We start from the raw sequence: 24,928 nt of genomic DNA, 5'->3' as shown, positions 1-24,928 counted from the left end.
CCAGCGCTCCCGTTTTTATTTTTAGCCCTCCATTCACTCCTTCTCGACAAATCCGACAGCGCGGCCCTACTATCGCTGTAAACGACGCAAGGCCGTCACATGAATCTTCTCGTTATCGATTCCATCGCGGAAGTTTCTGCATCGGATTGGGACCGCCTCAACCACGACGGCAATCCCTTCAACAGTCATGCCTTTTTGCTCGCCGCCGAAGGGCACGGCGCAACCACCGCCCAGATGGGCTGGTATCCGCACCACCTGATTCTCAAACACGACGATAGACTTCTAGGTGCCCTGCCCCTCTTCGCCCGCACCCATTCCTTCGGCGATTTCTCTCACGATTGGTCGTGGTCGTCGGCGTTCGAACGCATGGGGCTCCCGTATTACCCCAAGCTCGTCAGCGGCCACCCCTACACGCCCACCAGCGGGCCTCGCTTTCTCATCGCCCCAGACGCCGATCACGCAAAAGTACGCGATGTCTTGTTGGAATCCGCATTGGAATTGACACAGGAACTCGATGCCTCCTGTTGGCAAGCCTTGTTTTTGCGGGAAGAAGAATTGCATGCGTTAAAGGCTGAGGGCTTGCTGTTGCGGCGTGGCTATCAATTTCATTGGCACAATCGAGAATACCGCGATTTCGAGGATTTTCTCGCCACCTTTTCCGCCGACAAGCGAAAGAAGGCCAAACGCGAACGCCGTCGGGTGGAAGAAAGCGGCCTCAGCATCCAAGAACTCCACGGGGATGAAATTCCTCCCCAATTATGGGCATCGATTCACCGCCATTACTTGAGCACCTTTCACCAATACGGCAACCACCCTGCATTCAGCCGCGATTTCTTTGCCGAGGTTGGCCCCGCTTTAGGCCATCGCATGGTGCTGTTCCTGGCGTACGAGGGGGAGCGCCATGTGGCGACCGCAATCTGTTACCGCGACGACCAAACGCTATACGGCCGTCATTGGGGCGCAGATGTCGACTATCACAGCCTGCACTTCGAGCTATGCCTCTACCGCGGCATCGATTACTGCATCCGCCACGGCTTGCAGCGCTTCGAACCCGGCGCCCAGGGCCAGCACAAGCTAAGCCGGGGCTTCATGCCGGTCGATACCTGGTCGGCGTTTTGGGTGAGAGATTGCCGGATGCGTCAGGCGATTGGGGAGTATCTGACTCGCGAGCAGCACGTCATTTCCGCTTATCAGGATGAAATGGCGGAGCACGCGCCTTTCAAGTCTGCTTGAGCCAGCCTTCCCACATTTCGCCGTAGAGCGATTCGATATCGCGCGTGAATTGGGCGGCATCGAACAACGGCGCGGTTTCACGCACAGCCAGTAATTTATCCTTCACGCGCTTCAACTCGTCCGGTTCGCGCGCCAGTTTCAATGCAAGCGCAGCGTAGTCTTCCATGGAAGTCGTCACCAGCTCGGGTAATCCCACGGCATGCAGCAAACTCGCTGCGACTCGCCCGGCGAACGTATTCCCTTGGCAAGTCACCACAGGCACGCCGGTCCACAAGGCATCGCTGGCCGTGGTATGGGCGTTGTAGGGTAGCGTATCGAGCAACAAATCGGCCCATTGCTGGCGCGCCAGATGCTGGGACAGCGGCAACCGGGGCGCGAAGATCAGGCGCTCGGGGTCGACTTCTCTGGCTTGTGCTTCGGCTTTCAGATTGCGTTCGGCCAGGGGGTTACTCTGCAGCAACCACAGCACGCTATTCGGCGTCTCGCGCAGCAACCTCATCCAGACACCGAACACTTCCGGCAGGATCTTGAAGCTCTGGTTGAATCCGCAGAAGACGAAAGCGCCGTCCGGCAAGCCGCACTCGGCACGCATCGGCTTCTCGGCAATAGGCCGCTTACGGTCATTAGGCTGATAAGCGTGCGGCAGCAACGCCAGCTTTTCGCTGTAATGCGCGGCATGATCGGGCGGCGTGACGACAGCATCGCCGATCAAAACATCGACGAACGGCGCCCCCATGGTGCCGGGATAGCCGAGATAGTTGACCTGAATGGGGGCGGGCCGTAACGCGAGGATTTGCGAACGGGTGTGCGCGGTATAGCCCTTGAGGTCTACTAGCACATCGATACCGTCGGCATGAATACGCTTGGCGGCATCTTCAGTGGTCAAAGGACGGATATCGACAAACCGGTCGAACGCCTGCTGAAGCCGCGCCCGCATCGAGCTTTTGTCGTCCGGCCCGTAGGAGTAAGCCACCGTTTCGAACCGCTCGCGGTCGTGCAGCTCGAACACCTCGGCCATGAGGTACGCCGTGGCGTGCTCGTGGAAATCAGCCGAGAGATAACCGATACGCAGCTTGTTTTTCGGCGCGCGTTTAAACTTGAAACCCAGCTTGGCTGCTGCTTCAGCATATTTTCCGTACTGCGTTTTCGACCACTGTTCCGCACAGCGCCGCTGTTCGGCCTCCGTCGCACCTTGCACCGCCAGCATCGCGAACGGCGGAATCTGGGCCTCAGGCTCGTCGCGCACCAGCGCTCGGACGTCTTGCGACAAGTTTTCCAGATCGCGCCAATCGTAGGCATGCTGGCATTGATGCAGCAGGTGAGCCTTGGCGTGATGCATACCCGGCGCGATTTCCAGGGCTTTCCGATAACAGGCTATGGCTTCTTCCAAACGCCCCAGTTCGCGCAAGGCGTTGCCTAGATTGTTGTGGGTGTCGGCATCATTGGGATCGAGCTTCAGGGCTTCCTGATAGCTTTGCACGGCTTCTTCGTAGCACCCGACTTCGCGCAGCGCATTGGCGAGGTTGTAATGCGTACCGGCTTCTGGATTCTGCCGCAGCGCCAGCCGATACCACTCCACGGCTTCGGCGTGACGACCTAGCTCCTGCATCAGCCAACCGAGATGGCGTGCGGCTTGCGGATAATCCGGCTGCAACCGCAATGCTTCGCGATAGCACCCTGCGGCCTCTTCATACCGCCCCAATTCTCGTAGCGCATTGCCCAGATTGTTATGCGTATCGGGGTCCTGCGGCATGGCCCGGCGGGATTCGGCAAAGCATTGCGCGGCCTGCGTAAAATCGCCCTGGTCGAACAAGGCATTGCCGAGGTTGTATTGCACCGCACCGTTATTGGGTTGCAGGCGAAGCGCTTGTCGATAGCTGGCGACGGCTTCGTCGAGCTTGCCTAAGGCATGCAAGGCGCTGCCGAGGTTGTTGTGGATGTCGGCATCGCGCGGCGCTAGCTGCAAAGCTCGACGATATGCTTCCACAGCCTTTTCCGGCTGCCCCGCTGCTCGCAGGGCCAACCCCAGGTTGCTGTGATAGTCGGATTGACGCGGATCGGCAGCGATGGCTTCGCCGATCTCGGCCACGGCCGTAGCGTAATCGCCGCGCTGATAAGCTACGAGCCCCAGCAAATGCAACACCGATGCGTTGCCGGGCTGGGTGAGCAGAATTTTGCGATAAAGCGCCTCGGCCTGCGCCAGCTGGCCGGACTGGTGATAGTGCAAAGCGGTCTGGAAGGTCTGTTGCATGGGGTATACACTGCGCCGATGTCGCAAGAACCAAATGACCCGCATTCTATAGGATCGTCACCCTCCGCCGCACCCCATTTGGACGATGCCTATCGCGCCACGTCCTACCTCATGTTTTTGCCGGAATATACCGTCAGCGTGCGCATCGACGAGCCCGCACGGACTCTGGACGACTGGCTTATCCGGCACAGCCATAAAACCTGGGCCTTTATCTCGGCCTACAATCCGCTCTCCCAGCCCTTGGGCGATGAGGAAAACCGTCATCGCCACCAGCAATTGATCGAGCGCGTGGAGTCACGCCAGCAGTCTTGGTATGAAGGCATGGGGAGGCCTGACCGAAATGACTGGAAACCCGAGTACGGGCTATTCCTGCCTGGCATTGCCAAGCGCGATGCCCTGGCCCTCGCCAAGCGCTTCCAGCAAATCGCGCTGGTATTCAGTCAACGCGGACAGCCGCCACAACTGATTTATACCGGCTTGAGCAAGCAAGAGGCTTGACCCGCTTTTCCCTTGCGCTATAGTGGGCTCCATGCCGCACTCGCATCTGCGGCCCAAAAATAACAACAAAAAAGGGGCTCATCATGTCTGGTTCCCGCTTTCTTGCCTTGCTGTTGGTACTGTCGGCCTGCACGCATCAACCTCAAATCCCGTCTTCTTCGGGGCATCTCGATAACCTCGCGCTCGCCCCTCGAACAGCAGCGCTTCCGATTCAACCACCCGCCTCACCCAAAACGGCGATGGCCGTACCCAAGCCACCTGTCACGACTTACAGCGTCGTCGTGAGCGATGTGCCGGTCCGCGAAATCCTGTTTGCACTGGCAAGGGAGAGCAAGCTCAACATCGACATTCATCCCGCCATCCACGGCAATGCCACTCTGAACGCCCGCGATCAGACCTTGCAGGAAATCCTCGACCGACTAGCCAACCAGATCGATCTTCAATACCGCATGGAAGGCAAGACCCTGTTCATCGCGCCAGACTTGCCGGAAATGCGGACCTACAAGGTTTCCTACGTGAATATGGAACGCGACAGCAGCGCAACGCTAGGCGTAGGATCCGAAATATCTTCCGGCAGCGCGGCCGGTAGCAGTAGTCGGGGTAGCCAATCTGTCACTACGCTCAACAGCAAGTCCAAGGTGAATTTCTGGGAGGTATTGGGCGATAACGTCCGCAATATCCTCAAATCCACCCGCTCTCAAGCCGCGCTCGCGGAAGAAAAGTCGTTGCAAGACCGAGTCGCCCGCATGGCGATGGAAGATCGCATTCGCCAGGTAGAGGCCGCGAGCCATGCCGGGGCGGGCGCGGAAAAGCTGTTTCAGCAGGCGTTTCACAATCCGTCGCAACCGTCGGCCGGAACCACCCACGAAGACGTGATCCTCAACCCCATCGCCGGTAGCCTGAGCATCCTCGCGACTTCGCGTCAGCACCGTGCCGTGCAGCAATACCTGGATAGCGTGACCGCTGCCGTCCAGCGTCAGGTCCTGATCGAAGCCACCATCGTCGAAGTAGCGCTCAACGACACGTTCAAAAGCGGTGTAGACTGGAGCCGGCTCGGCAGCAACGGTGGGCTGGCAGGTGTGACCTTTCGACAAAATCTCAGCGGCAACGCGAACCTGCTCCAGCCCATCAATACTGTCGGCGCCAGCGCTAGCCAATTGAGCATTCCCGGCTTCATTCTAGGTTACAACAACACCAGCAGCCCCCTGGGCAACCTCGCAGCATCCCTCAGCTGGTTGCAAACCTTTGGTGAGACTCGTGTGCTTTCCAGCCCCAAGATCATGGCGCTGAACAACCAATCAGCCTTACTCAAGGTGGTCGACAACGTGGTGTATTTCAAGGTGGAAGTAACACCGGCGACGTTGAGCAGTACCGGCACGGTGCTCTCCCCCGCCACCTACACCACCACGCCGCAAAATATCTCCGTCGGTATGGTGATGAGCGTGACGCCGCAAATCGACGAGCGCGGCACGGTTTCGCTCAACGTGCGGCCGACCATTTCGCGCATCATCGATTACGTCAATGACCCCAACCCGCAACTCGCGGCTTCCGGCGTCGTCAATCCAGTCCCGCAGATCGAGGTACGCGAAATGGAATCCATGCTGCAAGTTGCCAGCGGGCAAACCGTGGTGCTGGGCGGATTGATGCAGGACGAGGTCAGGAATACGGACAAGAATGTACCGGGAATGGCGAAACTGCCCATCATCGGCAAGCTGTTCCAAGCCAAGCACGATCAGCGCCGTAAAACGGAATTAGTGATTTTCCTGCGCCCGACCGTACTCAACCCGGCAACGATGGACGAATCAGCATTCTCGACCTTCACGCCGCTGTTGCCGCAAAACGCGCTGCAGCTCGACCAAAATAACAGCATGGACTAATACTCTGTTCGGCAACCCACAGACCGGCTTGAGTTCGGGGCCGATAGTCGCGGCAACTCCGAGTGCAGTTCGGCATGCCCTATAATGCCGGCCACGACAACACGGTAACGACAACATGGATTTGCTTCTGCTCATCAAGGCCTTTGTGCTCGGCCTGGTCGAAGGTGCGACCGAATTCCTGCCCGTCTCAAGCACGGGTCACCTCATTATCGCCGGCGATCTGCTCAACTTCAACGACGAGCGTGGCAAGGTATTCGAAATCGTCATCCAACTCGGCGCCATCCTCGCCGTGTGCTGGGAATATCGCGCCAGGATCGGTCACGTCGTCGCGAGCATGGCGACAGAAAAAACCTCCAAGCGCTTGGCTGTTAACTTGTTCATCGCCTTTCTTCCGGCGGCGATCCTGGGCCTGGCTTTTCACCACGCCATCAAGGAATACCTGTTTTCGCCCATTACGGTGGCCTGCGCCCTGATCGTCGGCGGCTTCGCCATCCTCGCCGTTGAGCGTTTCGCACCGCGGCCGGATACTTTTTCAGTCGATGAAATGGATTGGAAGCACGCGCTCAAGGTCGGCCTTGCGCAAGCACTGGCCTTGTTCCCCGGCGTTTCGCGCGCCGGCGCCACCATCCTTGGCGGCGTGATGTTCCGTCTGGAACGCAAAACCGCGACAGAATTTTCCTTTTTCCTCGCCATCCCGGTAATGTTCGCGGCCACCGCGTTCGACGTATTCAAGGCGCGCGATATGCTGCATGCCGCTGATTTCGACGTTTTCCTGGTCGGGTTCGTTACTGCATTTTTCAGTGCCTTGCTGGTGGTGAAGGGTTTGCTGCGCTTCGTCGCCCACCACGATTTCCGTGCTTTCGCCTGGTATCGCATCGCGTTCGGCCTGCTGGTGCTGGCCTACTACTGGGGCTGATTTCCCGCCTCGTCGCAAGCCCGCTGGCGCACTGTCGGCGGGCTTGCGGCGGTGCTAAACTCTGGCGATGCAATTACCTGTCAGGTGTCGCCATGAATAAAGCCATTAAATACTCCCTGATCGGCATTGGCGGGCTGTTCGCCCTGCTCCTCGCCGCCGTCGGCATTGTTGCCGCCACCTTCAACCCCAACGATTACAAGCCCTTGATCGTAAAACTGGTCAAGGAAAAAAAGCAGCGTACGCTCATCATCGAAGGTGATATCAAGCTCGCGTTCTGGCCCAAGCTGGGCGCCGACCTCGGCAAGGTTTCACTGTCCGAGCATAACGACGGCAAGGAATTCGCCTCCATGCAAAGCGCCAAGGTATTCCTGGCTCTGATGCCCTTGCTCAAGAAGGAATTGGTAGTCGACACCATCAAGATCGACGGCGTGCACGCCAACATCGTCCGCTTCAAGGATGGCACCACCAACTTCGACGATTTGCTCTCCAAGGAAGAATCCTCGACGCAAATCAAGTTCGATATCGACGGCGTGCAGGTCACCAATACAGGCATCACACTGGACGACCAGCAAGGCAATCGCCATTTCGCCATCGACCAACTGGATTTGACCACGGGACACGTGGCGCTCAACCAGCCAATCGACCTCAAGACCAGCTTCCACGTCAAAGGCGACAACCCCAACATTGACGCCAAACTCAATTTCAAGGGCAATCTGCTAGCCGACACCGAGCACAAGCATTACGTCGCCAAGGGGCTGGATCTCGCATTGGCAGGCGACGTGACCACCGCCAAGGCACTCGACCTCAAGCTCTCGGGTGATGTCGACGCCAAGCCGGAGACCATGGAATTTTTGGTCGATAGCCTGAAACTCGCCGCCAAGACCAAGCTCGGCGACAAGGCTATTGAACTCACCCTGAATGCCCCCAGCCTGACAGCGCAAAAAGACACGGTCAGCGGCAAGGAAGCGCGCATCGAATTCACCCAGACGCAAGGCGACGACAAGACCAGCGTAAAAATGGTGATCGCCGATCTCAAGGGCTCGCCCAAGGCTTTCCAGAGCTCCGGCATTAGCGGCGAAATATCCGGCTCCCAGGGCAAGCGCTCACTCTCGGGCAAGTTCTCGTCGCCGTTCTCGGGCGATCTTGAAAACAAAGTCTTCGACCTGCCCAAGCTTGCCGGCAACGTGGATATCAAGGATCCGGCACTGCCTAGCGGCGCGGCCAAGGTCGGCTTCAACCTCAACGCCCATGCCGATGTGAAAAAGGAACTGGCTGCAGTGACCTTGGCCGCCAATGTGGACGGCAGCAAGCTCGACGGCAACGTCGGCGTCAGTAATTTCTCAAAACCTAACGTGACTTTCAAGCTGGCGGCTGACCAACTCGACCTCAACAAGCTGCTCGGCGCCTCCAAGCCCAAAACCGAAAACAAGCAGAGCGAACCAGGCAAACCTGCCGACCTCTCCGCGCTGAAAAACGTGCTGGCGCAAGGCACGCTCAACATCGGCAGCATCGCCTACGACAAATATCGCATCAGCAACCTCGCTGCCACGGTAAAGGCTGATGGCCAGGCGCTCAGCGTCAACCCGCTCTCGCTCAAGTTCGACGACAGCCAGATCAAGGGGCGCATCGGCATTACGCATTTCGAGCGTGCGCTCTACACCTTCGACCTCGATATCGACCGCGTGGATGCCGACCGCTATGTGCCCCAGAACACGGCGGCCAAGGCCGCCGAAAACGGCCCGGCCAAACCGCTCGATCTCTCCGCACTGAAAGCGCTTAATGCCGACGGCAGCTTGCGTATCGGCAGCCTGAAATACGGTAAGACGCAGGCCTCCAACATCCGGGTCGATCTCAAGGCCGATGGCAACAAGCTGGACGTGAATCCGTTTTCCGCGAAGGTCGACGATAGCCAGGTCAAGGCGGTCCTCGGCATCACGCGATTTCAGAACCCACAATTCAGCTTCAACGTCGATATCGACAAGCTCGATGCCGACCGCTACGTGACCAAGAAGGAACCTGCCGCCAAGGCTGCCCCCAGCACGGCGGATACACCCATCGACCTCTCAGCGCTCAAGACGCTCAATGCCAACGGCGAAGCGCGTGTGGGCTGGCTCAAAGTGGCGAACGTAAAAACGTCGAACGTGCATCTGGGGGTCAAAGCGGATGGTGGCGTAGTAGCGCTGGCGCCGTTCGCCGCCGACCTGTACCAAGGCCATACCGAAGGCTCGCTCAACGTCGATGCACGCGCCGTGCCGGCCATCGCCTTCAAGCAGGACATGAAGAATGTCGCCGTCGGCCCATTGCTGGTAGACGCGATCAACAACGACATGCTGGAAGGCAAAGGCAACGTGGCGGTCGACATCAAGACTCAGGGCGCAACGGTGGGTGCATTGAAAAAAGCGCTCAACGGCAATGCTGCGGTCAATCTCGCTGACGGCGCGATAAAGGGTATCGATATCGCCGGAACGATTCGCGATGTGAAGAACAAGTTCAACTTCAGCGGCAACACGCTAGGCGCGGACCAGAAGAAGAAAACCGACTTTAGCGAGATGAAGGCGACGTTCAAGATCACCAACGGCGTAGCCCATAACGACGATCTCGACATCAAATCGCCCTTGCTGAGAATCGCCGGCAGCGGCGACATCGATATCGGCAATGAGAAACTCAACTACACCGCAAAACCGACGGTGGTTTCCAGCCTTAAAGGCCAGGGTGGTGCCGATATCGGCGCGTTGAACGGGCTGACGTTTCCTGTGAAAGTCGGCGGTACATTCTCGGCCCCCAAGTACAACCTCGATTTCGCCGCTATCGGCGCGGCCGTGGCCCAAAAGAACCTGCTAGGAAATGTGGGTGGGCAAAAAGGCGAAGCGGTACAAAAGCTATTGGGCGGCGACAAAGCCGGGGCGCTCGAAGGCTTGATCGGCGGCAAGAAAAAGCAGGAAACCCCAGCAACGTCGGCCCCTGCGGCGCCCAACGCAACAGCACCGGCTCAAACCGCACCCGCGGCTCCCGCAGATAACACCCAGCAGCAGACGGCGCCAGCGCAGCCGGAGAAAAAACTGACGCCAGAAGAAAAGGCGAAGAAGAAACTCAACAAATTGCTGGGGCTATAACCGTAGCGCAGGCGGCCTCGCCTGCATTCATCCCCAATTTCTGTGGAAGGTGCAGGCGAGGCCGCCTGCGCTACAGTCCTTAGCCCTCTTCGCCCAAGGCGGCAAGTTGTTCCGCCTGATGCTCACTCATCAACGCGCCCACCAGCTCATCGAGATCGCCGTCCATCACTGCATCAATCTTGTACAGCGTGAGGTTGATGCGGTGGTCGGTGATACGTCCCTGAGGAAAGTTGTAGGTGCGAATGCGCTCCGAGCGGTCGCCGCTGCCAACCAGGCTCTTGCGCGTCGCGGCTTCCTGGGCCTGTTGAGCGCGCACTTGCACGTCCTTGATACGCGCCGCCAGCACACGCATAGCGGAAGCCTTGTTGGAATGCTGCGAGCGGCCGTCCTGGCATTCGGCGACGATACCGGTGGGAATGTGCGTGATACGCACGGCCGAGTCGGTCTTGTTGATGTGCTGACCGCCGGCACCTGAGGCACGGAAAGTATCGATACGGAGGTCGGCAGGATTGAGCTCGACATCGGCCACTTCATCGGCTTCCGGCATGATCGCCACGGTACAGGCCGAGGTGTGGATACGTCCCTGCGTCTCGGTTGCCGGCACGCGTTGTACGCGATGGCCACCGGATTCGAATTTGAGCTTGGAATAGGCACCGAAGCCTTCGATACGCGCAATGATTTCCTTGTAGCCGCCCAGCTCGGATTCGTTCGCCGACTCTATTTCCACTTTCCAACGCTGGCGCTCGGCGTAGCGGGAATACATGCGGAACAGATCGCCCGCAAACAATGCGGATTCATCGCCGCCAGTGCCGGCACGGATTTCCAGGAAGATGTTGCGTTCGTCGTTGGGGTCCTTGGGCAACAAGAGCTTTTGCAGTTCGCCGTCGGCCGCTTCCAGCCTGGCCTTGCCGGAAGCAATCTCTTCTTCGGCAAAATCCTTCATCTCCGGGTCGGACAGCATGGCCTGGGCTTCCGCGATATCGGATTCGATCTGGCGATAAGCACGATACTGCTCCACCACCGGCGTGATGTCGGCGTGCTCGCGCGAAATCTTGCGGTAGTTTTCCATGTCGGCCGTCGCGTCTTCGCTGGACAGCAGACGGTTCAGTTCTTCCAGGCGCTCGCTCAACGTCGCGAGTTTTTTTTCGAGTGAAGGTTTCATGATGGATGAAATCTAGAAAAGGGAAGGCAACGACGGCGAAGCCGCTAGTTGCCGTGAAGACGATAAACGCTGCGCACCAGCGTTTCAATCTGTTCACGCTCTTCGCCGCTGGCGGCATTGAGCGCATGGCTGGGGCCGTGCAGGAGTTTATTGGTCAGCGCCTGGCTCAGGCTTTCGAGTACATGGTGGATATCTTCGCCATGGGCCAGCGCTTTCTGGGCTTTTTCCAGTTCGTGGCGACGCAGGCGTTCAGCATGGTCGCGCAAGGCGCGGATCGTCGGCACTGACTCGCGCATTTCCAGCCAATGCATGAAGTTATCGACGCGCACATTGATGATGGCTTCGGCTTCTTCGGCCGCCTGCTGGCGGTTGCCGATGCCCTCTTTCACCACTTCGGCGAGATCGTCCACGGTGTAGAGGAAAACGTCGTCCAACTCGGCCACTTCGGCTTCGATATCGCGCGGCACGGCGAGATCGACCATAAACATGGGCTTGTGCTTGCGGGCCTTGATGGCGCGCTCCACCATCCCTAAGCCCACGATAGGCAATTGGCTGGCGGTGGATGTCACGATGATGTCGAATTCGGCCAGTTGCTCGGGCAACTCGGCTAGCACAATGGCCTTGCCGCCCAGACGGTCGGCCAATTGCGCGCCGCGTTCCAGGGTACGGTTAGCAACCGTGATGCTGCCGGGCTTTTGCGCGGCGAAGTGCTCGGCGCAAAGCTCGATCATCTCACCCGCGCCAATGAACAGAACGTTAAGCCCCTTGAAATCGCCGAAAATGCGCTGCGCTAATCGCACCGAAGCTGCTGCCATGGAAACCGAGCTGGCGCCGATGTCGGTAGTGGTGCGGACTTCCTTGGCCACGGCAAACGTACGCTGGAACAGCTTGTGCAACAGCATGCCGAGCGTACCGGCGGTTTCCGCAATTTTTACTGCCTGCTTCATCTGGCCGAGAATCTGCGGCTCGCCCAACACCATGGAATCGAGGCCGGAAGCAACGCGGAAAGCGTGTTTTACGGCTTCCTGCTGCGGCAGGCTGTAAAGATAGGGCTGGATGGTCTGGGGTTCGAGGCGATGATATTGCGCCAGCCATTCCATCGCGGCTTGCGGCGCATCGGTGCGGCAATAGAGTTCGGTGCGGTTGCAAGTTGAAAGAATGGCGGCTTCCTTGACGTACCCGCGCGCCGTCAAGTCGCGCAAGGCCTGCCCCAGGGTTTCCTGATGGAAGGCGACGTGCTCGCGGACGGATAAAGGGGCGGTGGTGTGATTTACGCCAAGGGCAAACAGATGCATAGCCGTAATTTTCCGTGATCGCGGGGGGTTAAGCAACAATTTCAGCCATTTATCGATTGCAAGAAACTTTTCCGAAAAGGAAATCCGGTTAAAATAGCTCCTTTTTTGCGCACTAGAGAAATAATCATGGCCAAACCGTTCCGTATCGCTCCGAGTATCCTGTCGGCCAACTTTGCCAAGCTGGGCCAGGAAATCACCGACGTTATCGCCTCTGGCGCCGATATCATTCACTTCGACGTGATGGACAATCATTACGTGCCTAACCTGACCATCGGCCCGCTGGTGTGCGAAGCCATTCGTCCGCTGACCGACGCCATTATCGACGTGCACCTGATGGTGAAGCCCGTCGATCGCATCATCCCCGATTTCGCCAAGGCCGGCGCCAACATCATCACCTTCCACCCGGAAGGCTCCGAGCACATCGACCGTTCGCTGTCCTTGATCCGCGACCAAGGCTGCAAGTCCGGTCTGGTGTTCAATCCGGCCACGCCGCTGGACTACCTGGACCACGTCATGGACAAGATCGACATGGTGCTGCTGATGTCCGTGAACCCCGGTTTCGGCGGACAGAAGTTTATCCCGCAAGCGCTGGAAAAACTCAAGCTGGCGCGCGCCAAGATCGACGCTTACACCGAGAAGACCGGCCGCGAAATCTGGCTGGAAATCGACGGCGGCGTGAACACTGCCAACATCGCTGAAATCGCACGTGCCGGTGCCGACACCTTCGTCGCGGGTTCCGCCGTGTTCGGTGCAGGCAAGGACACCGATCCGAACCGCTACGACAGCATCATCAAGTCGCTACGCGAACAATTGGCCGGCGTTTAATCATGCGTCCTCTCGTTTTCCTCCTCATGGCGTTGCCGCTCGTCGCCTGCGACAAGATCACAGGCGCTGCGGATCAGAAGATCGCCGATGCCGAAGCGATCGGCTTTGCTTGCCGTGTTGCGCAAAAGCAGCCCGAGGCTTGCATGAAGGAAAACGAGGCGCAAAGCCCCTCTTCCATCCTCGAAGGCTGGAAATCGGCCGACGAGGATATCAAGGGCGGTAAGCTCGACCCGACCATGTCGAACGCGGCTTCACCCAAAGCCGCCGCCAAGGAAGAACCCGCAGAGGGCGACAAGCCCGCTGAAGGCGAAGAGAAAAAAGACGAAAAATCGGGTACCGACAATCCTGATGCCAAGAAGGACGCGCATCCCGATGCCAAAGACGGCAAGAATGCCGCCGATGGCAAAGTAGGCAAGGAAAAAGACAAGCCGCATGGTTAATTCCGTTCAGTTTCCGCTCCGGATCGAAGCCGTGGTGATCGATCTGGATGGAACCCTCTTGCACACCGCACCCGATCTTGCCGAAGCTGCCAACCGCATGCTGGCCGATCTCGGCATGCCGCCGGTTCCTGAAGAAACACTCAAGTCTTACATCGGCAACGGTGTGGCACAGCTGATCAAGCGCACCCTGACTGGGGAAATGTACGGAGAACCGGATTCCGAGTTGTTCGCTCGCGCCAAGCCGATCTACGAAAAGAACTACGATGAAGTGGTAAGCCTATACAGCCGCCCCTTCCCCGGCGTTGTGGAAGGCCTGCAAGCGCTAAAGGCCGCGGGATACCACCTGGCCTGCATTACCAACAAGGCGGCACGCTTTACGTTACCTCTTCTGAAGGACACCGGCCTGCACGATTATTTCGAGCTGATCCTGAGCGGTGACACTCTGCCCAAGATGAAGCCTGACCCCTTGCCGTTGCTGCATGCAGCAGAGTTTTTCGGCGTGGCGATAGATCGAATGCTGCTCATCGGCGATTCCCAAAACGACGCGCAAGCAGCTCGAGCTGCGGGTTGCCACGTGTTCTGCGTGCCCTACGGTTACAATCACGGGCAAGACGTTAACAATCTGGACCTCGATGCCGTCGTCGATAACCTCGTCGCAGCAAGCAAACTTATATGCAAGGCATAACACCTCTTAATCTTCCGGGCGAAAGCTGGCGATGGCGGAACTGATCTGATCCCCACTTCGCCGCCTTGCCCAATAGATTGGAGTTTTTATGCTGCATACGATTACCGAACAAGAATTCAACAACCTCGCCAGCCAAGGCTACAACCGTATCCCCCTGGTCGCCGAAACCTTCTCCGACCTCGACACGCCGCTCTCGCTATACCTCAAGCTCGGCAACCAACCGTTTTCCTACCTGCTGGAATCGGTACAAGGCGGCGAGCGCTTCGGCCGCTATTCCTTTATCGGCCTGCCTGCGAAAACACGCATCGTTGCGCATGGCCGCAATATCGAAATCAAACGCGGCGAGACCACAGTTCAAAGCGTTACCGATGTAAATCCGCTGGATTTTGTGCAGGATTTCCAAGCCCAATTCAAGGTGGCGCCCGCCGAAGGGCTGCCCCGCTTCACCGGCGGGCTGGCAGGCTATTTCGGCTACGACACCGTGCGTTACATCGAGCATCGCCTGGCAGCCACGCAAAAACCGGATGTGCTTGGTACGCCGGACGTGCTGTTGTTGTTGACGGAAGAGTTGGCTGTAGTGGACAACCTGGCCGGCAAGCTCTACTTCATCGTCTATGCCGACCCCACCGTAGCCGGTGCTTACGCCCAGGCACGGGCCCGCTTGCGAGAATTGCTGGAAGCCCTGCGCCAGCCGGTTGCCATCCCCAGCGCCCCGGCACACGCCGCTTCAACGGCTGAATCGGAATTTGGCGAAGCTAATTTCAAGGCCGCCGTGGAAAAAGCCAAGCGTTATATTTTCGACGGCGACATCATGCAGGTTGTGTTAAGCCAGCGCATGAGCCAGCCCTTCGCCGCGCCACCACTATCGCTCTACCGCGCCCTGCGCAGCCTCAATCCTTCGCCCTATATGTTTTATTACGATATGGGTGACCATCACGTCGTTGGTTCCTCGCCGGAAATCCTGGTGCGCCTGGAAGGCGACACGGTCACTTCTCGCCCCATCGCCGGCACGCGCCCCCGCGGCAAGAACCGCGAGGAAGATACCGCACTTGCGACAGAACTCCTGGCCGACCCCAAGGAGCGCGCCGAGCACGTCCAGCTGATGGACCTCGGCCGCAACGACGTGGGCCGCGTAGCGCAAACCGGTACGGTGAAGGTTACCGAGAACATGACCATCGAGCGTTACTCGCACGTCATGCACATCGTTTCCAACGTCGAAGGCAAGCTGAAACCCGACATGAGCGCCATTGATGTACTGAAAGCCACTTTCCCCGCCGGCACGGTAAGCGGTGCGCCCAAGGTTCGCGCGATGGAAATTATCGATGAACTGGAACCGAGCAAACGCGGCATTTACGCGGGCGCGGTCGGGTATCTCGGCTTTAACGGTGACATGGATGTGGCGATTGCCATCAGAACGGCCGTCATCAAGGACAACACGCTTTATGTGCAGGCCGGTGCAGGGATCGTTGCAGACTCGGTACCCGACAGCGAATGGATAGAAACGCGAAACAAGGCGCGGGCTGTAACACGGGCTGCGGAATTGGTCTTGGCAGGATTGGACGATAGTCCTGCACATCGATAATCCCTATTGATGCCTCTTGGGCACGATGCCCATAAAAAAGGCCTCCGAAACGGAGGCCTTTTTGTTTCTAATGTTTATGGATTAGATCACGCTAACATCGGTCGTCACGTTCACGGCACCACCATGAATCGACGCGATTTCAACTGCTGCACCAGCGCCCTCTTGCCCGTCGGCATCGTAATAGAGGTGACCGATATGATTGCTGTCCACCGTGTAGGTCAGGTTGTTGGTACCGGTCTCCGCCCCGAAGACAGAACTATCGATATTTATGTGATCCTTGCCCGTTGCAAAACCGTAGATGGCATCAACGGAACCGTCGTTCGTGTCGAATACGAAGACGTCGTTGCCGCCTTGCCCGTAAAGCATATCTGCACCAGCACCACCTATCAGGGTGTCGTTACCGCCGCCACCGACGAGAATATCGGCGCCATCGCCCCCCTGAAGCACATCGTTGCCACCTTCACCGTTAAGAATGTCGTCGCCCAAGCCGCCCAGGAGAGTATCGTTACCGCCATCGCCGTCAAGTTTGTCGTTGCCATCCCCACCATCGATAAAGTCGTTGCCGCCTTCACCCTTGAGAATATCGTTACCCAAGCCGCCGCTCAGGCTATCCGCACCGGCACCTCCAGAAAGAAAATCGTTACCTTCGCCGCCATCCAGCGTATCGTTGCCTGCATCGCCTCGCAGAACATCGTCACCAACGCCACCAGACAGCGTGTCATCGCCAGCGCCGCCAGCAAGAACATCATTGCCGCTTCCACCGAAGAGATCATCGTTGCCCGCGCCACCATCTTCACTGTCGTTGCCATCGCCGCCGGACAAGATATCTGCACCCACACCACCAGCCAGCTTATCGTTGCCGATATCGCCATACAGTTGATCGTCACCAGCACCACCGTTCAGGTTATCGTTGCCAGCATCACCATACAAAGCATCATTGCCTGCACCACCGAATTCATGGTCGTTGCCTGCGCCACCATGAATGCGGTCGGCAAATTGGGAACCGTGCTGATGGTCGTTACCATCGCCGCCAGCGATATCGTGGTCGAATTCGCTGCCGTTATGATGATCAAACTCACCGGCAATCAGGCTATCCAGGTCATGGCTGCTTGACAACGTCTGAAGTTGGGCCAGGGTCAAGCTAAAGTCGGAAACAGTGAAAAGCAGGTTACCGTTACTGTCATAAGCCGAGAGACTAGTAATGGTGTCGGCATCAGGGGTTGCGACATCGGCAATGGTACCGGCAAGCACAAGTGTGCCGCCGTTGGGATTATCATTGTCGGTCGTACCGCTGCTGAGAGACCAGGTGACCGTGCCAGCATTCGCGTCAGAAGATGAAACCGTGGCTGTACTGATATGCTCCAACCATTCTTGGGCATTGCCGGTATATCCTGTTGCATTTGTTATGGTTGCCATGCCGCTTGCTCCTTTTTGTTAATTCGATCAAATGCGATTAATCGATTGTTAGTGGAATCAATACTCGGAATATCTGTACACCGCTGTCGCAGTCGCTAGAGGGATAAACGGCCAACATAGGAGAGGCGATATCCGGCAATCCCACTGTCATAGAAACTCATTCCCTTAGACTGGTGATTTTGCGCCCCCGCCTTTCGGCCGGGTTTGCCCTTGATACAGATACTGTTTTGTAAATATAAGTGTTCACAGCAACCAATTCAACCGCTCAAGCTGAGCGGTTGAAAACTGCGGATGAGCGGTGCCCGTAAAGTTCCGCCCACTCATTGAGCAACATCCGACATCCATGACTCATGTCGATGCGCAATATACTACTTTCTCAGGCAAGCTCCGCGATTTTTGACTAGAATTAGCCTCTTCTTTCCTATCTAGAATGAATCCGCAATCTATGTTGCTGATGATCGACAACTACGACTCGTTCACCTACAACCTGGTGCAATACTTGGGCGAACTGGGGCAGGAGGTCGTGGTTTACCGCAACGACGAGATCGACTTGAACCGGGTTGCCGAGCTCAAGCCCCGTCATATAGTGATTTCCCCCGGGCCGTGCACGCCTAATGAGGCAGGGATTTCCGTGCCCCTGATCAAGGAATTCGCGGGCAATGTGCCCATCCTGGGTGTCTGCCTGGGTCACCAGAGTATCGGACAGGCGTTCGGCGGCAATATCGTACATGCCAAGCAACTGATGCACGGAAAGACTTCGCCGGTCTCCCACAATAACGTAGGCGTGTTCAAGGGGCTGCCCAATCCATTTACGGCAACCCGCTATCACTCTCTTGTGATCGAGCGTGAAACCTGCCCGGATTGTCTTGAGGTCACGGCTTGGACGCCGGACAACGAAATCATGGGCGTCCGTCACAAGACTCTGCCCATCGAAGGCGTGCAGTTCCATCCCGAGTCCATCCTGACCGAATATGGACACGAGCTCCTGGACAACTTCCTCAAGACTTACTGATGAACGCTAGGGAAGCATTGCATCTGTTGCTGGATCGCAAGGATCTCAGCCACACAGAGATGTTGGACGTCATGCGCCAGATCATGGGGGGCGAGCTGACTAATTCACAGATCGCCGGCATCTTGATTGCGTTGCGCATGAAGGGCGAGACCGTGGATGAGATCGCGGCAGCAGCGGAAGTGATGCGTGAGCTTTCGACCAAGGTCCATGTCGGCGCGAGCGAGCATCTTATCGATACCTGCGGCACTGGCGGTGACGGCATCCAGACCTTCAACATCTCCACAGTAAGCGCCTTCGTAGCCGCCGCTGCAGGCGCCAAAGTGGCGAAACACGGCGGGCGCTCCGTCTCATCAACCTGCGGCAGCGCAGACGTGCTGGAATCCCTAGGCGTCAACGTGAACCTGACACCAGCCCAGGTCGCGCAATGCGTGGATGAAATCGGCATCGGCTTCATGTTCGCGCCCAATCATCACAGCGCTATGAAGCATGCAGCCCCGGTACGTCGCGAGCTGGGCGTGCGGACCTTGTTCAACCTGCTTGGACCACTTACCAACCCAGCGGGTGCACGCAATCAGGTCATGGGCGTCTTCGACTGCGCCTTGACCGGCAAGCTGGCTCATGTGCTACAGCAGCTCGGCAGTCATCACGTCATGGTGGTACATGGCGCAGACGGCATGGACGAAATCTCCTTCAGCGGCGATACCTATGTCGCCGAGCTGAAAGACGGCGAAGTCCGCGAATATGTGCTCAACCCGCAGCAATTCGGCATCTCGCTCAGCGCTCAGGAAAGCATTCGCGTCAAGGACGCCGAGGATTCCAAGCGCATGGTCCTGTCTGTGCTTGGCGGATCGACGGGCCCGGCGCGCGACATCGTGTTACTGAATGCCGGTGCGGCTATTTATGTCGCCGGCTGTGCCGACGATCTCGCCCACGGCATCCAGAGCGCCGCCGAAGTCCTAGATAGCGGGACGGCCGCTTCCAAACTAGATCAATTAATCGCGCTGACGCAGCGCATGGATCAAGCATGTCTGACATCCTGAACAAAATTCTTGACACCAAGCACGCCGAAATCGTCGAAGCGCGCGAAACCAAGCCGTTGATCGTGGTGCGAAACGAAGCGGATGACGCCACACCTGCACGTGATTTTGTCGGTGCAATCCGCGCGAAGCTGGCGGCGCAACAAGCTGCCGTGATTGCCGAAATCAAGAAAGCAAGCCCGTCCAAAGGCGTCATCCGGGAAGATTTCCACCCGGCCGAGATTGCTCGCAGCTACGAAAAAGGCGGCGCAGCCTGTCTTTCCGTGCTCACGGATGTGCAGTATTTCCAGGGCAGCCCGGAATACCTCAAGCAGGCTCGCGCAGCTTGCAACCTGCCCGTGCTACGCAAGGATTTCATGATAGAGCCCTATCAAGTCTACGAAGCTCGTGCCATGGGAGCCGATTGCATCCTGCTCATCGTGGCAGCGCTGAACCTGCCGCGCATGAAAGAGCTGGAAACGCTGGCGCACGATCTGGGCATGGCAGTGCTGGTCGAGGTGCATGACGGCGATGAGCTCGAACTGGCGCTGCAATTGGATACACCCCTGGTCGGTATCAATAACCGCAATCTGCGCACTTTCGATGTCACTCTCGACACCACGCTCGGCCTTTTGGAACGAATTCCGCAGGATCGCATCGTAGTCACCGAGAGCGGCATTTTCACGCCGCAAGACGTAGCGCTGATGCGCGGCCACAACGTCAACACCTTCCTGGTCGGTGAAGCCTTCATGCGCCAGCCTGACCCAGGTGCCGAGCTGGCACGCGTTTTCGGTTAAGGAACCTCATGTCTCAAACTTTTGGCAAGCACCCTTCCAGTCGTCCACGCCGCATGCGGCGCGACGAATTCTCCCGTCGGCTGATGCGCGAGCACGTCGTTACCGCCAACGATCTGATTTATCCCGTGTTCGTACTGGACGGCGAAAACCGCATCGAACAGGTAGCCTCCATGCCCGGCGTACAGCGCCAGAGCATCGATGTACTGCTGAAGACGGCGGAAGAATGCGTGAAGAATGGCATTCCGGCACTTGCGCTGTTTCCGGTAGTCGATCAAGGATTCAAATCTCTTGATGCCGCTGAAGCCTACAATCCAGATGGCCTGGTCCCACGCACTATCAAAGCTTTGAAATCGCGTTTTCCCGAGTTGGGCATCATCACGGATATCGCGCTCGACCCTTACACTAGCCATGGGCAGGACGGGTTGATCGACGAAAATGGCTACGTCATGAACGACGAGACCGTCGCCGTCTTGGTGCGCCAGGCGTTATGTCATGCAGAAGCCGGCGCCGATGTCGTTGCGCCGTCAGACATGATGGACGGCCGCATTGGTGCCATTCGCCAAGCACTGGAATTCGATGGTCACATCCATACCCGCATTTTGGCTTACTCGGCCAAGTACGCTTCCAGCTTTTATGGTCCGTTCCGTGATGCCGTTGGTTCGGCTTCCAACCTGGGCAAGGGCAACAAATACACTTACCAAATGGACCCAGCGAATTCGGATGAGGCACTCAAGGAAGTCGCACTGGATCTGGAAGAAGGTGCCGACATGGTGATGGTCAAACCCGGCATGCCGTATCTGGATATCGTTCGCCGTGTGAAAGAAACCTTCGGCGTGCCGACCTTCGCTTACCACGTAAGCGGCGAATATGCGATGTTGAAAGCCGCTGCGCAAAACGGCTGGCTGGATGAAAAGGCTTGCGTAATGGAAGCCATGTTGTCTTTCAAGCGCGCAGGCGCCGACGGCGTTCTAACCTACTACGCGCTCGACATTGCACGCTGGCTTAAGGCTTAGCCTCGATCCGAGGCATTCGCGATGCGTTCGCGCTCCAGCTTGATGATGTAGCGCTGAATCAACGCTTGCATTCCAGGACGCATATCGACGAACTGACAACCGGCGCGCAAGCTCTTGCTGCCGTTTTTCATGGTGATCTCCCAGGTGCTGCGGATTTCCAGCGTGAATTCCGCCGTGCCGATCCCCGGCAATTCCACACGGCACCCTGGAAAAGCGGCCCCCATTTCGAACCCTACTCCCAGCGGTTGAGCAATGACTACGCCGACGCCGCCCGCGCTGATATCGGCAAGTGCCACTTCCACCGATAACCCTTGCCTTGTAGGAATCTTGCATTTAAGCGGGTTGACGACGGGCGTCGTCAACCGGAAATATTCGCGGCGTTGCAACCGCAGCATCTGGTTTGGCAGTGCAATTCGGAATGCATCGCGCCCTTCCCAGGTATCTTTGGCAATGGCGTCACTCACCCATTGCACTTTCACCTTATCCAGTGAGGTCACGAAAATGATCTTCTGCGCTTGCAAGATATGCTGATTGAGAACGTCGTTCGAACCGTAATCCAGCAGTACTGTTTCGGCGTCCGGGTCGACATGCAGTACGGACGTCAGGAGCAATTCCCGTCCTTCGTTAAAGAAGGAACTCACCATCTCCCCATGACTGATCAAACCGCGCAAAGTACGCACGATCTCGAGTTTGTTATGTAATAAAAATTGGGAGTCGTCCGGAAGCGAGGACACTTCGAGCATGACATTCGTATCGTTCATGGGGTTGTTTGAATAATTAAATGTTCGACTATGGCCGTTCTGGCCCGGTTGATGGCGCCCTCGCCCAGCATGCCTCTAGGTGCTGAGCGAATATCGTCAGGCGAGAACACGACCAGTTTGATCGGCCCGAGCGCACCCTCGATGGTAAACATGGGCAGTTTTCTGCGTTCATCGCGATAATGAAAGCTTCTCTCACCGGTCTGGTACGAGATGTTTTTATTGAGCAGAAAAATCTCGACCTCCTTGTCGCTATCGGCAAAAAGGTGAATCTCGGTTTCGGCATAACGCCCGGCAGTACCGTCGAGCACAGGACCACTGAGTTGAGGGTCGAAGCGGTCCAAAAGGCGCATCACCTGCACAGCCTCAACCCGCAACTGGTAGAGCATTTCAGGATGTGTATCCGCTTGGTAAATGCCTTGGTGAATACGAAGTTCGGATTCAATCTCGGCGTTGGTCGGAAGGCAATTCGCCTCCTCCATCCCCAGCTGCCGAGCAGCCTTGCGCTTGGCGAAGGCGTAGTCGGCAATGCCTTCTTCCGCCATTAGCCGGGCCGCCTGCTGAGCCACCAGCATACGGCTTTGCTGCGCCTTGGCTCCACCAGCCTCCTTACCCATTAGAACAGTTGATCCTGAACGAAAGGAGGAGTACCACCGCTATGTTCGGCCGGTGGCTGGGGAACTGGTGCAGGCTCTTCTCCATCCAGGATATTGCTTTCCCCCGAGTTTTCCATCGGAGGCAAGAATTCCTGGAAGAAATATTCGTACAGCCCACCATGGTCCTCGTCTACACGCAAACCTGTGACAGGGTTAATTTTGGCCTGCACCACGCCAGGCGGCACGGCATAAGGCTCGTCAGGCACCCCTTGCAACACCTTGCCCATGTAGCTGATCCACATCGGCAGCGCCGCATGGCCACCCGTCTCCTGGCCCCCTAATGTGCGCGGCTGGTCGAAACCGATCCATGCGACGGCGACCTGTGCAGGGTTATAGCCGGCAAACCAGGCATCGACCATGTTATTGGTCGTACCGGTCTTGCCAGCCAGATCGTAACGACCCAGTTCACGGGCCTTGGCTGCAGTCCCGATACGCGCAACATCGGCGAGTATGCTGGTCATGATGAAGGTATTACGCGGATCCACAACACGTTCGGCTGCTCCTCCTGCCTTGGCCGGCTTGGCCTGCTCAATGACGCGGCCATTAGCATCCATGATCTTGGAAATCAGATACGGCTGCACGCGATAGCCGCCATTGGCAAAAATGGAATAGGCGCCCACCATCTGCCACGGTGTAACGGAACCCGCGCCCAACGCCATGGTGAGGTAAGGAGGATGATCCTTCGCTGCAAAGCCGAAGCGCTGGATGTAATCCTGCGCATATGAAACGCCGATGTTTTGCAGGATTCGGATGGAGACCATGTTCTTGGATTTAGTCAGAGCGGTCCGCATACGCATTGGGCCTTCAAACTTGCCGTCGAAGTTTTGCGGACTCCAGGCGCTGCTCCCGGTCTCTGCAGAGCCGATGACAATCGGAGCATCGTTAATGACCGTCGCCGGCGTAATACCCTTCTCGAGTGCAGCTGAATAAATGAACGGCTTGAAGCTGGAACCCGGTTGGCGCCATGCCTGCGTCACATGGTTGAACTTGTTCTTGTTGAAGTCGAAACCGCCAACCAAAGCACGGATCGCTCCCGTTTGCGGATCGGCGCCGACAAAGGCTGCTTCCACCTGCGGCATCTGCACGATGCTCCACTTGCCATCGTTGGCTTGGTAAATGCGTACGATGGAGCCACGCTTGATCTTCTGCTTGTCGGTCGCCTTGTCTCCCAGCGCCTTGGTCACCATTTGCAAACCGTCACCGGTAATCTCTTCCATGTGCCCGCCTTGACGGTAGACCTTGACTGCCTTTGGAGAAGTATTGAGCACGATGGCTGGCACCAAGCCGCCGTAGACCTCAAGATTATCCAGCGCATCGTCCATGGCTCCGTCCGAGCCATCGAGCTTGTCCAGATGTACCTGCCCCTCGGGACCACGATAAGCATGGCGACGTTCATAGGCCAGGATGCCCTGAAGTACGGCATCGTTAGCGGCCAACTGATTTTTCTTGAGGATGGTGGTAACCACCTTCATTCCGCTGCTGTAGATTGCATCTTGGTAGCGAGAGTACATTTCCTGCCGCACCATCTCGGCAACATAGTCCGCTGCCAGATCGCGCGATTGCCGCGAAGCTTTGAACTTCAGCTCCTGCTTCAGGCTTGCCTGATACTCTTTATCCGTCAGGAATTTGAGCTCGTGCATGCGATTCAGCACATATTTTTGGCGCGCCTCAGCCCGTTTTAAATTGGCAAACGGGTTATAGCGAGATGGTGCCTTGGGCAGGCCTGCCAACATGGCAAACTCGGCTGGGGTAAGTTTATCGAGAGGCTTGCCAAAATATACTTGCGAAGCTGCAGCGAAGCCGTAGGCGCGTTGCCCCAGGTAAATTTGATTGATGTAGAGCTCGAGGATGCGGTCCTTAGAGAGGCTATGCTCGATCTTGATCGCGAGTAGTGCTTCGCTGATTTTGCGCTTTAAGGTTTTTTCGCTAGAGAGGAAGAAGTTACGCGCCACCTGCATCGTAATAGTGCTTGCGCCTTCTTTCGCACCGCCGGCTGTTAAGTTAGCGAGCGCTGCACGTAATACGCCAAGAGTATCGACTCCGCCGTGTTGGTAGAATCGCTCGTCCTCAGCCGCCAGGATCGCTTGCTTCATGTGAAGCGGCACATCTTCGATTTTCACAACGGCTCGGCGTTCTTCACCAAACTCCCCCAGTAAGAAACCGTCTTCTGAATATACTCTCAAGGGAACTTTGGGCCGATAATCCGTGAGAGACTCCAGCGACGGCAGGTCCGGATAAATCAGTACCGCGGCCAAGCCCACGAGCGATGCAACTGCAAGCCCTGCCACAACCACAATCAGCAACAGGTATTGCCACCATTTGTTTAGCATGAGGGGAATATCAAAGTAATTGACTCAACATAAAATTATAAGCCCCGCATCCA

General features: G+C 57.3%; 20 protein-coding genes and 1 riboswitch. Of the genes, 13 read left to right on the top strand and 7 right to left on the bottom strand.

Annotated features, from left to right (window positions below; translation table 11 throughout):
- The first annotated feature begins 99 nt into the window (after positions 1–99).
- Positions 100–1,233: a GNAT family N-acetyltransferase gene (locus NMK_RS07400; protein ID WP_109015149.1), complete on the top strand. Its 1,134-nt coding sequence runs from the start codon at positions 100–102 to the stop codon at positions 1,231–1,233.
- Here NMK_RS07400 and NMK_RS07395 read toward each other — a convergent pair.
- Positions 1,220–3,484 (bottom strand): tetratricopeptide repeat protein, encoded by a 2,265-nt coding sequence (locus NMK_RS07395; protein WP_109015197.1) that lies wholly within the window; start codon positions 3,482–3,484, stop codon positions 1,220–1,222. The genes NMK_RS07400 and NMK_RS07395 overlap by 14 nt on opposite strands.
- Before the next feature lie 18 nt (positions 3,485–3,502).
- Between NMK_RS07395 and NMK_RS07390 the strand changes: the two genes are divergently transcribed.
- The 4 genes from NMK_RS07390 to NMK_RS07375 all read left to right on the top strand — a co-directional run bounded on the left by NMK_RS07390 (position 3,503) and on the right by NMK_RS07375 (position 9,888).
- Positions 3,503–3,982 carry a DUF3293 domain-containing protein gene (locus tag NMK_RS07390; protein ID WP_181376195.1) on the top strand — a complete coding sequence of 160 codons (480 nt, stop codon included), beginning with the start codon at positions 3,503–3,505 and terminating at the stop codon, positions 3,980–3,982.
- An 83-nt stretch (positions 3,983–4,065) separates the two neighbouring features.
- Entirely contained in the window at positions 4,066–5,859 is a 1,794-nt protein-coding gene (mshL, locus tag NMK_RS07385) for a pilus (MSHA type) biogenesis protein MshL (protein WP_109015147.1), read from the top strand.
- A 115-nt stretch (positions 5,860–5,974) separates the two neighbouring features.
- Positions 5,975–6,775 carry an undecaprenyl-diphosphate phosphatase gene (locus NMK_RS07380; RefSeq protein ID WP_109015146.1) on the top strand — a complete coding sequence of 267 codons (801 nt, stop codon included), beginning with the start codon at positions 5,975–5,977 and terminating at the stop codon, positions 6,773–6,775.
- 92 nt (positions 6,776–6,867) lie between these two features.
- Positions 6,868–9,888: an AsmA family protein gene (locus NMK_RS07375; protein WP_109015145.1), complete on the top strand. Its 3,021-nt coding sequence runs from the start codon at positions 6,868–6,870 to the stop codon at positions 9,886–9,888.
- Positions 9,889–9,967: 79 nt separating this feature from the next.
- Here NMK_RS07375 and prfA read toward each other — a convergent pair whose 3' ends face one another.
- Together prfA and hemA are read right to left on the bottom strand one after the other, a co-directional pair.
- Positions 9,968–11,050: a peptide chain release factor 1 gene (gene prfA, locus NMK_RS07370; RefSeq protein WP_109015144.1), complete on the bottom strand. Its 1,083-nt coding sequence runs from the start codon at positions 11,048–11,050 to the stop codon at positions 9,968–9,970.
- Between the two features lie 44 nt (positions 11,051–11,094).
- The gene (hemA, locus tag NMK_RS07365) at positions 11,095–12,345 is read right to left on the bottom strand and encodes a glutamyl-tRNA reductase (protein ID WP_109015143.1); all 1,251 of its coding nucleotides are present in this window, start codon (positions 12,343–12,345) and stop codon (positions 11,095–11,097) included.
- 126 nt (positions 12,346–12,471) lie between these two features.
- On the opposite strand from hemA, the gene rpe reads away from it, so the two are divergent.
- The 4 genes from rpe to trpE all read left to right on the top strand — a co-directional run bounded on the left by rpe (position 12,472) and on the right by trpE (position 15,877).
- On the top strand, positions 12,472–13,170 hold the full coding sequence (rpe, locus tag NMK_RS07360; protein ID WP_109015142.1) for a ribulose-phosphate 3-epimerase: 699 nt from the start codon (positions 12,472–12,474) through the stop codon (positions 13,168–13,170).
- Positions 13,171–13,172: 2 nt separating this feature from the next.
- Positions 13,173–13,610 (top strand): hypothetical protein, encoded by a 438-nt coding sequence (locus NMK_RS07355; protein ID WP_109015141.1) that lies wholly within the window; start codon positions 13,173–13,175, stop codon positions 13,608–13,610.
- Complete coding sequence (locus NMK_RS07350) at positions 13,603–14,295, top strand: phosphoglycolate phosphatase (RefSeq protein WP_109015140.1); 693 nt, start codon at positions 13,603–13,605, stop codon at positions 14,293–14,295. Before NMK_RS07355 ends, NMK_RS07350 begins: the two co-directional genes overlap by 8 nt.
- 88 nt (positions 14,296–14,383) lie before the next feature.
- Entirely contained in the window at positions 14,384–15,877 is a 1,494-nt protein-coding gene (gene trpE / locus NMK_RS07345) for an anthranilate synthase component I (RefSeq protein ID WP_109015139.1), read from the top strand.
- Positions 15,878–15,958: 81 nt separating this feature from the next.
- On the opposite strand, the gene NMK_RS07340 is transcribed toward trpE, so the two are convergent.
- On the bottom strand, positions 15,959–17,293 hold the full coding sequence (locus tag NMK_RS07340) for a calcium-binding protein (RefSeq protein ID WP_109015138.1): 1,335 nt from the start codon (positions 17,291–17,293) through the stop codon (positions 15,959–15,961).
- A gap of 131 nt (positions 17,294–17,424) precedes the next feature.
- Positions 17,425–17,512: riboswitch (cyclic di-GMP riboswitch) on the bottom strand.
- A gap of 226 nt (positions 17,513–17,738) precedes the next feature.
- Between NMK_RS07340 and NMK_RS07335 the strand changes: the two genes are divergently transcribed.
- The 4 genes from NMK_RS07335 to hemB are packed head-to-tail and all read left to right on the top strand — an operon-like array spanning position 17,739 to position 21,131.
- Positions 17,739–18,305: an anthranilate synthase component II gene (locus NMK_RS07335; protein ID WP_109015137.1), complete on the top strand. Its 567-nt coding sequence runs from the start codon at positions 17,739–17,741 to the stop codon at positions 18,303–18,305.
- Complete coding sequence (gene trpD / locus NMK_RS07330; RefSeq protein ID WP_109015136.1) at positions 18,305–19,345, top strand: anthranilate phosphoribosyltransferase; 1,041 nt, start codon at positions 18,305–18,307, stop codon at positions 19,343–19,345. The genes NMK_RS07335 and trpD overlap by 1 nt, the downstream gene beginning before the upstream one ends.
- Entirely contained in the window at positions 19,330–20,118 is a 789-nt protein-coding gene (gene trpC / locus NMK_RS07325) for an indole-3-glycerol phosphate synthase TrpC (protein WP_109015135.1), read from the top strand. The genes trpD and trpC overlap by 16 nt, the downstream gene beginning before the upstream one ends.
- Before the next feature lie 8 nt (positions 20,119–20,126).
- Positions 20,127–21,131, top strand: a complete 1,005-nt coding sequence (hemB, locus tag NMK_RS07320) for a porphobilinogen synthase (RefSeq protein WP_109015134.1) — start codon at positions 20,127–20,129, stop codon at positions 21,129–21,131.
- Here hemB and NMK_RS07315 read toward each other — a convergent pair.
- From NMK_RS07315 to NMK_RS07305, 3 genes are read right to left on the bottom strand one after another with little or no spacing between them, the layout of a single operon-like run.
- Complete coding sequence (locus tag NMK_RS07315; protein WP_109015133.1) at positions 21,128–21,892, bottom strand: flagellar brake protein; 765 nt, start codon at positions 21,890–21,892, stop codon at positions 21,128–21,130. The genes hemB and NMK_RS07315 overlap by 4 nt on opposite strands.
- Positions 21,889–22,506, bottom strand: coding sequence for a hypothetical protein (locus tag NMK_RS07310; RefSeq protein ID WP_109015132.1), 618 nt, complete (start codon positions 22,504–22,506; stop codon positions 21,889–21,891). The genes NMK_RS07315 and NMK_RS07310 overlap by 4 nt, the downstream gene beginning before the upstream one ends.
- Positions 22,506–24,875 (bottom strand): penicillin-binding protein 1A, encoded by a 2,370-nt coding sequence (locus NMK_RS07305; protein ID WP_109015131.1) that lies wholly within the window; start codon positions 24,873–24,875, stop codon positions 22,506–22,508. Before NMK_RS07305 ends, NMK_RS07310 begins: the two co-directional genes overlap by 1 nt.
- Between the last annotated feature and the right edge of the window lie 53 nt (positions 24,876–24,928).

Source organism: Novimethylophilus kurashikiensis (assembly GCF_003112435.1).
Taxonomy (GTDB): domain Bacteria; phylum Pseudomonadota; class Gammaproteobacteria; order Burkholderiales; family Methylophilaceae; genus Novimethylophilus; species Novimethylophilus kurashikiensis.
This window is presented reverse-complemented; position numbering and strand designations above follow the sequence as displayed.

Coding starts and splice junctions, on each gene's coding strand:
- prfA (WP_109015144.1), bottom strand. CDS start 11,050: ATGAAACCTTCACTCGAAAAAAAACTCGCGACGTTGAGCGAGCGCCTG.
- trpC (WP_109015135.1), top strand. CDS start 19,330: ATGTCTGACATCCTGAACAAAATTCTTGACACCAAGCACGCCGAAATC.
- NMK_RS07400 (WP_109015149.1), top strand. CDS start 100: ATGAATCTTCTCGTTATCGATTCCATCGCGGAAGTTTCTGCATCGGAT.
- NMK_RS07355 (WP_109015141.1), top strand. CDS start 13,173: ATGCGTCCTCTCGTTTTCCTCCTCATGGCGTTGCCGCTCGTCGCCTGC.
- NMK_RS07350 (WP_109015140.1), top strand. CDS start 13,603: ATGGTTAATTCCGTTCAGTTTCCGCTCCGGATCGAAGCCGTGGTGATC.
- trpD (WP_109015136.1), top strand. CDS start 18,305: ATGAACGCTAGGGAAGCATTGCATCTGTTGCTGGATCGCAAGGATCTC.
- NMK_RS07305 (WP_109015131.1), bottom strand. CDS start 24,875: ATGCTAAACAAATGGTGGCAATACCTGTTGCTGATTGTGGTTGTGGCA.
- NMK_RS07340 (WP_109015138.1), bottom strand. CDS start 17,293: ATGGCAACCATAACAAATGCAACAGGATATACCGGCAATGCCCAAGAA.
- NMK_RS07380 (WP_109015146.1), top strand. CDS start 5,975: ATGGATTTGCTTCTGCTCATCAAGGCCTTTGTGCTCGGCCTGGTCGAA.
- rpe (WP_109015142.1), top strand. CDS start 12,472: ATGGCCAAACCGTTCCGTATCGCTCCGAGTATCCTGTCGGCCAACTTT.
- NMK_RS07315 (WP_109015133.1), bottom strand. CDS start 21,892: ATGAACGATACGAATGTCATGCTCGAAGTGTCCTCGCTTCCGGACGAC.
- NMK_RS07390 (WP_181376195.1), top strand. CDS start 3,503: ATGTCGCAAGAACCAAATGACCCGCATTCTATAGGATCGTCACCCTCC.
- trpE (WP_109015139.1), top strand. CDS start 14,384: ATGCTGCATACGATTACCGAACAAGAATTCAACAACCTCGCCAGCCAA.
- NMK_RS07335 (WP_109015137.1), top strand. CDS start 17,739: ATGTTGCTGATGATCGACAACTACGACTCGTTCACCTACAACCTGGTG.
- NMK_RS07310 (WP_109015132.1), bottom strand. CDS start 22,506: ATGGGTAAGGAGGCTGGTGGAGCCAAGGCGCAGCAAAGCCGTATGCTG.
- hemA (WP_109015143.1), bottom strand. CDS start 12,345: ATGCATCTGTTTGCCCTTGGCGTAAATCACACCACCGCCCCTTTATCC.
- hemB (WP_109015134.1), top strand. CDS start 20,127: ATGTCTCAAACTTTTGGCAAGCACCCTTCCAGTCGTCCACGCCGCATG.
- NMK_RS07395 (WP_109015197.1), bottom strand. CDS start 3,484: ATGCAACAGACCTTCCAGACCGCTTTGCACTATCACCAGTCCGGCCAG.
- mshL (WP_109015147.1), top strand. CDS start 4,066: ATGTCTGGTTCCCGCTTTCTTGCCTTGCTGTTGGTACTGTCGGCCTGC.
- NMK_RS07375 (WP_109015145.1), top strand. CDS start 6,868: ATGAATAAAGCCATTAAATACTCCCTGATCGGCATTGGCGGGCTGTTC.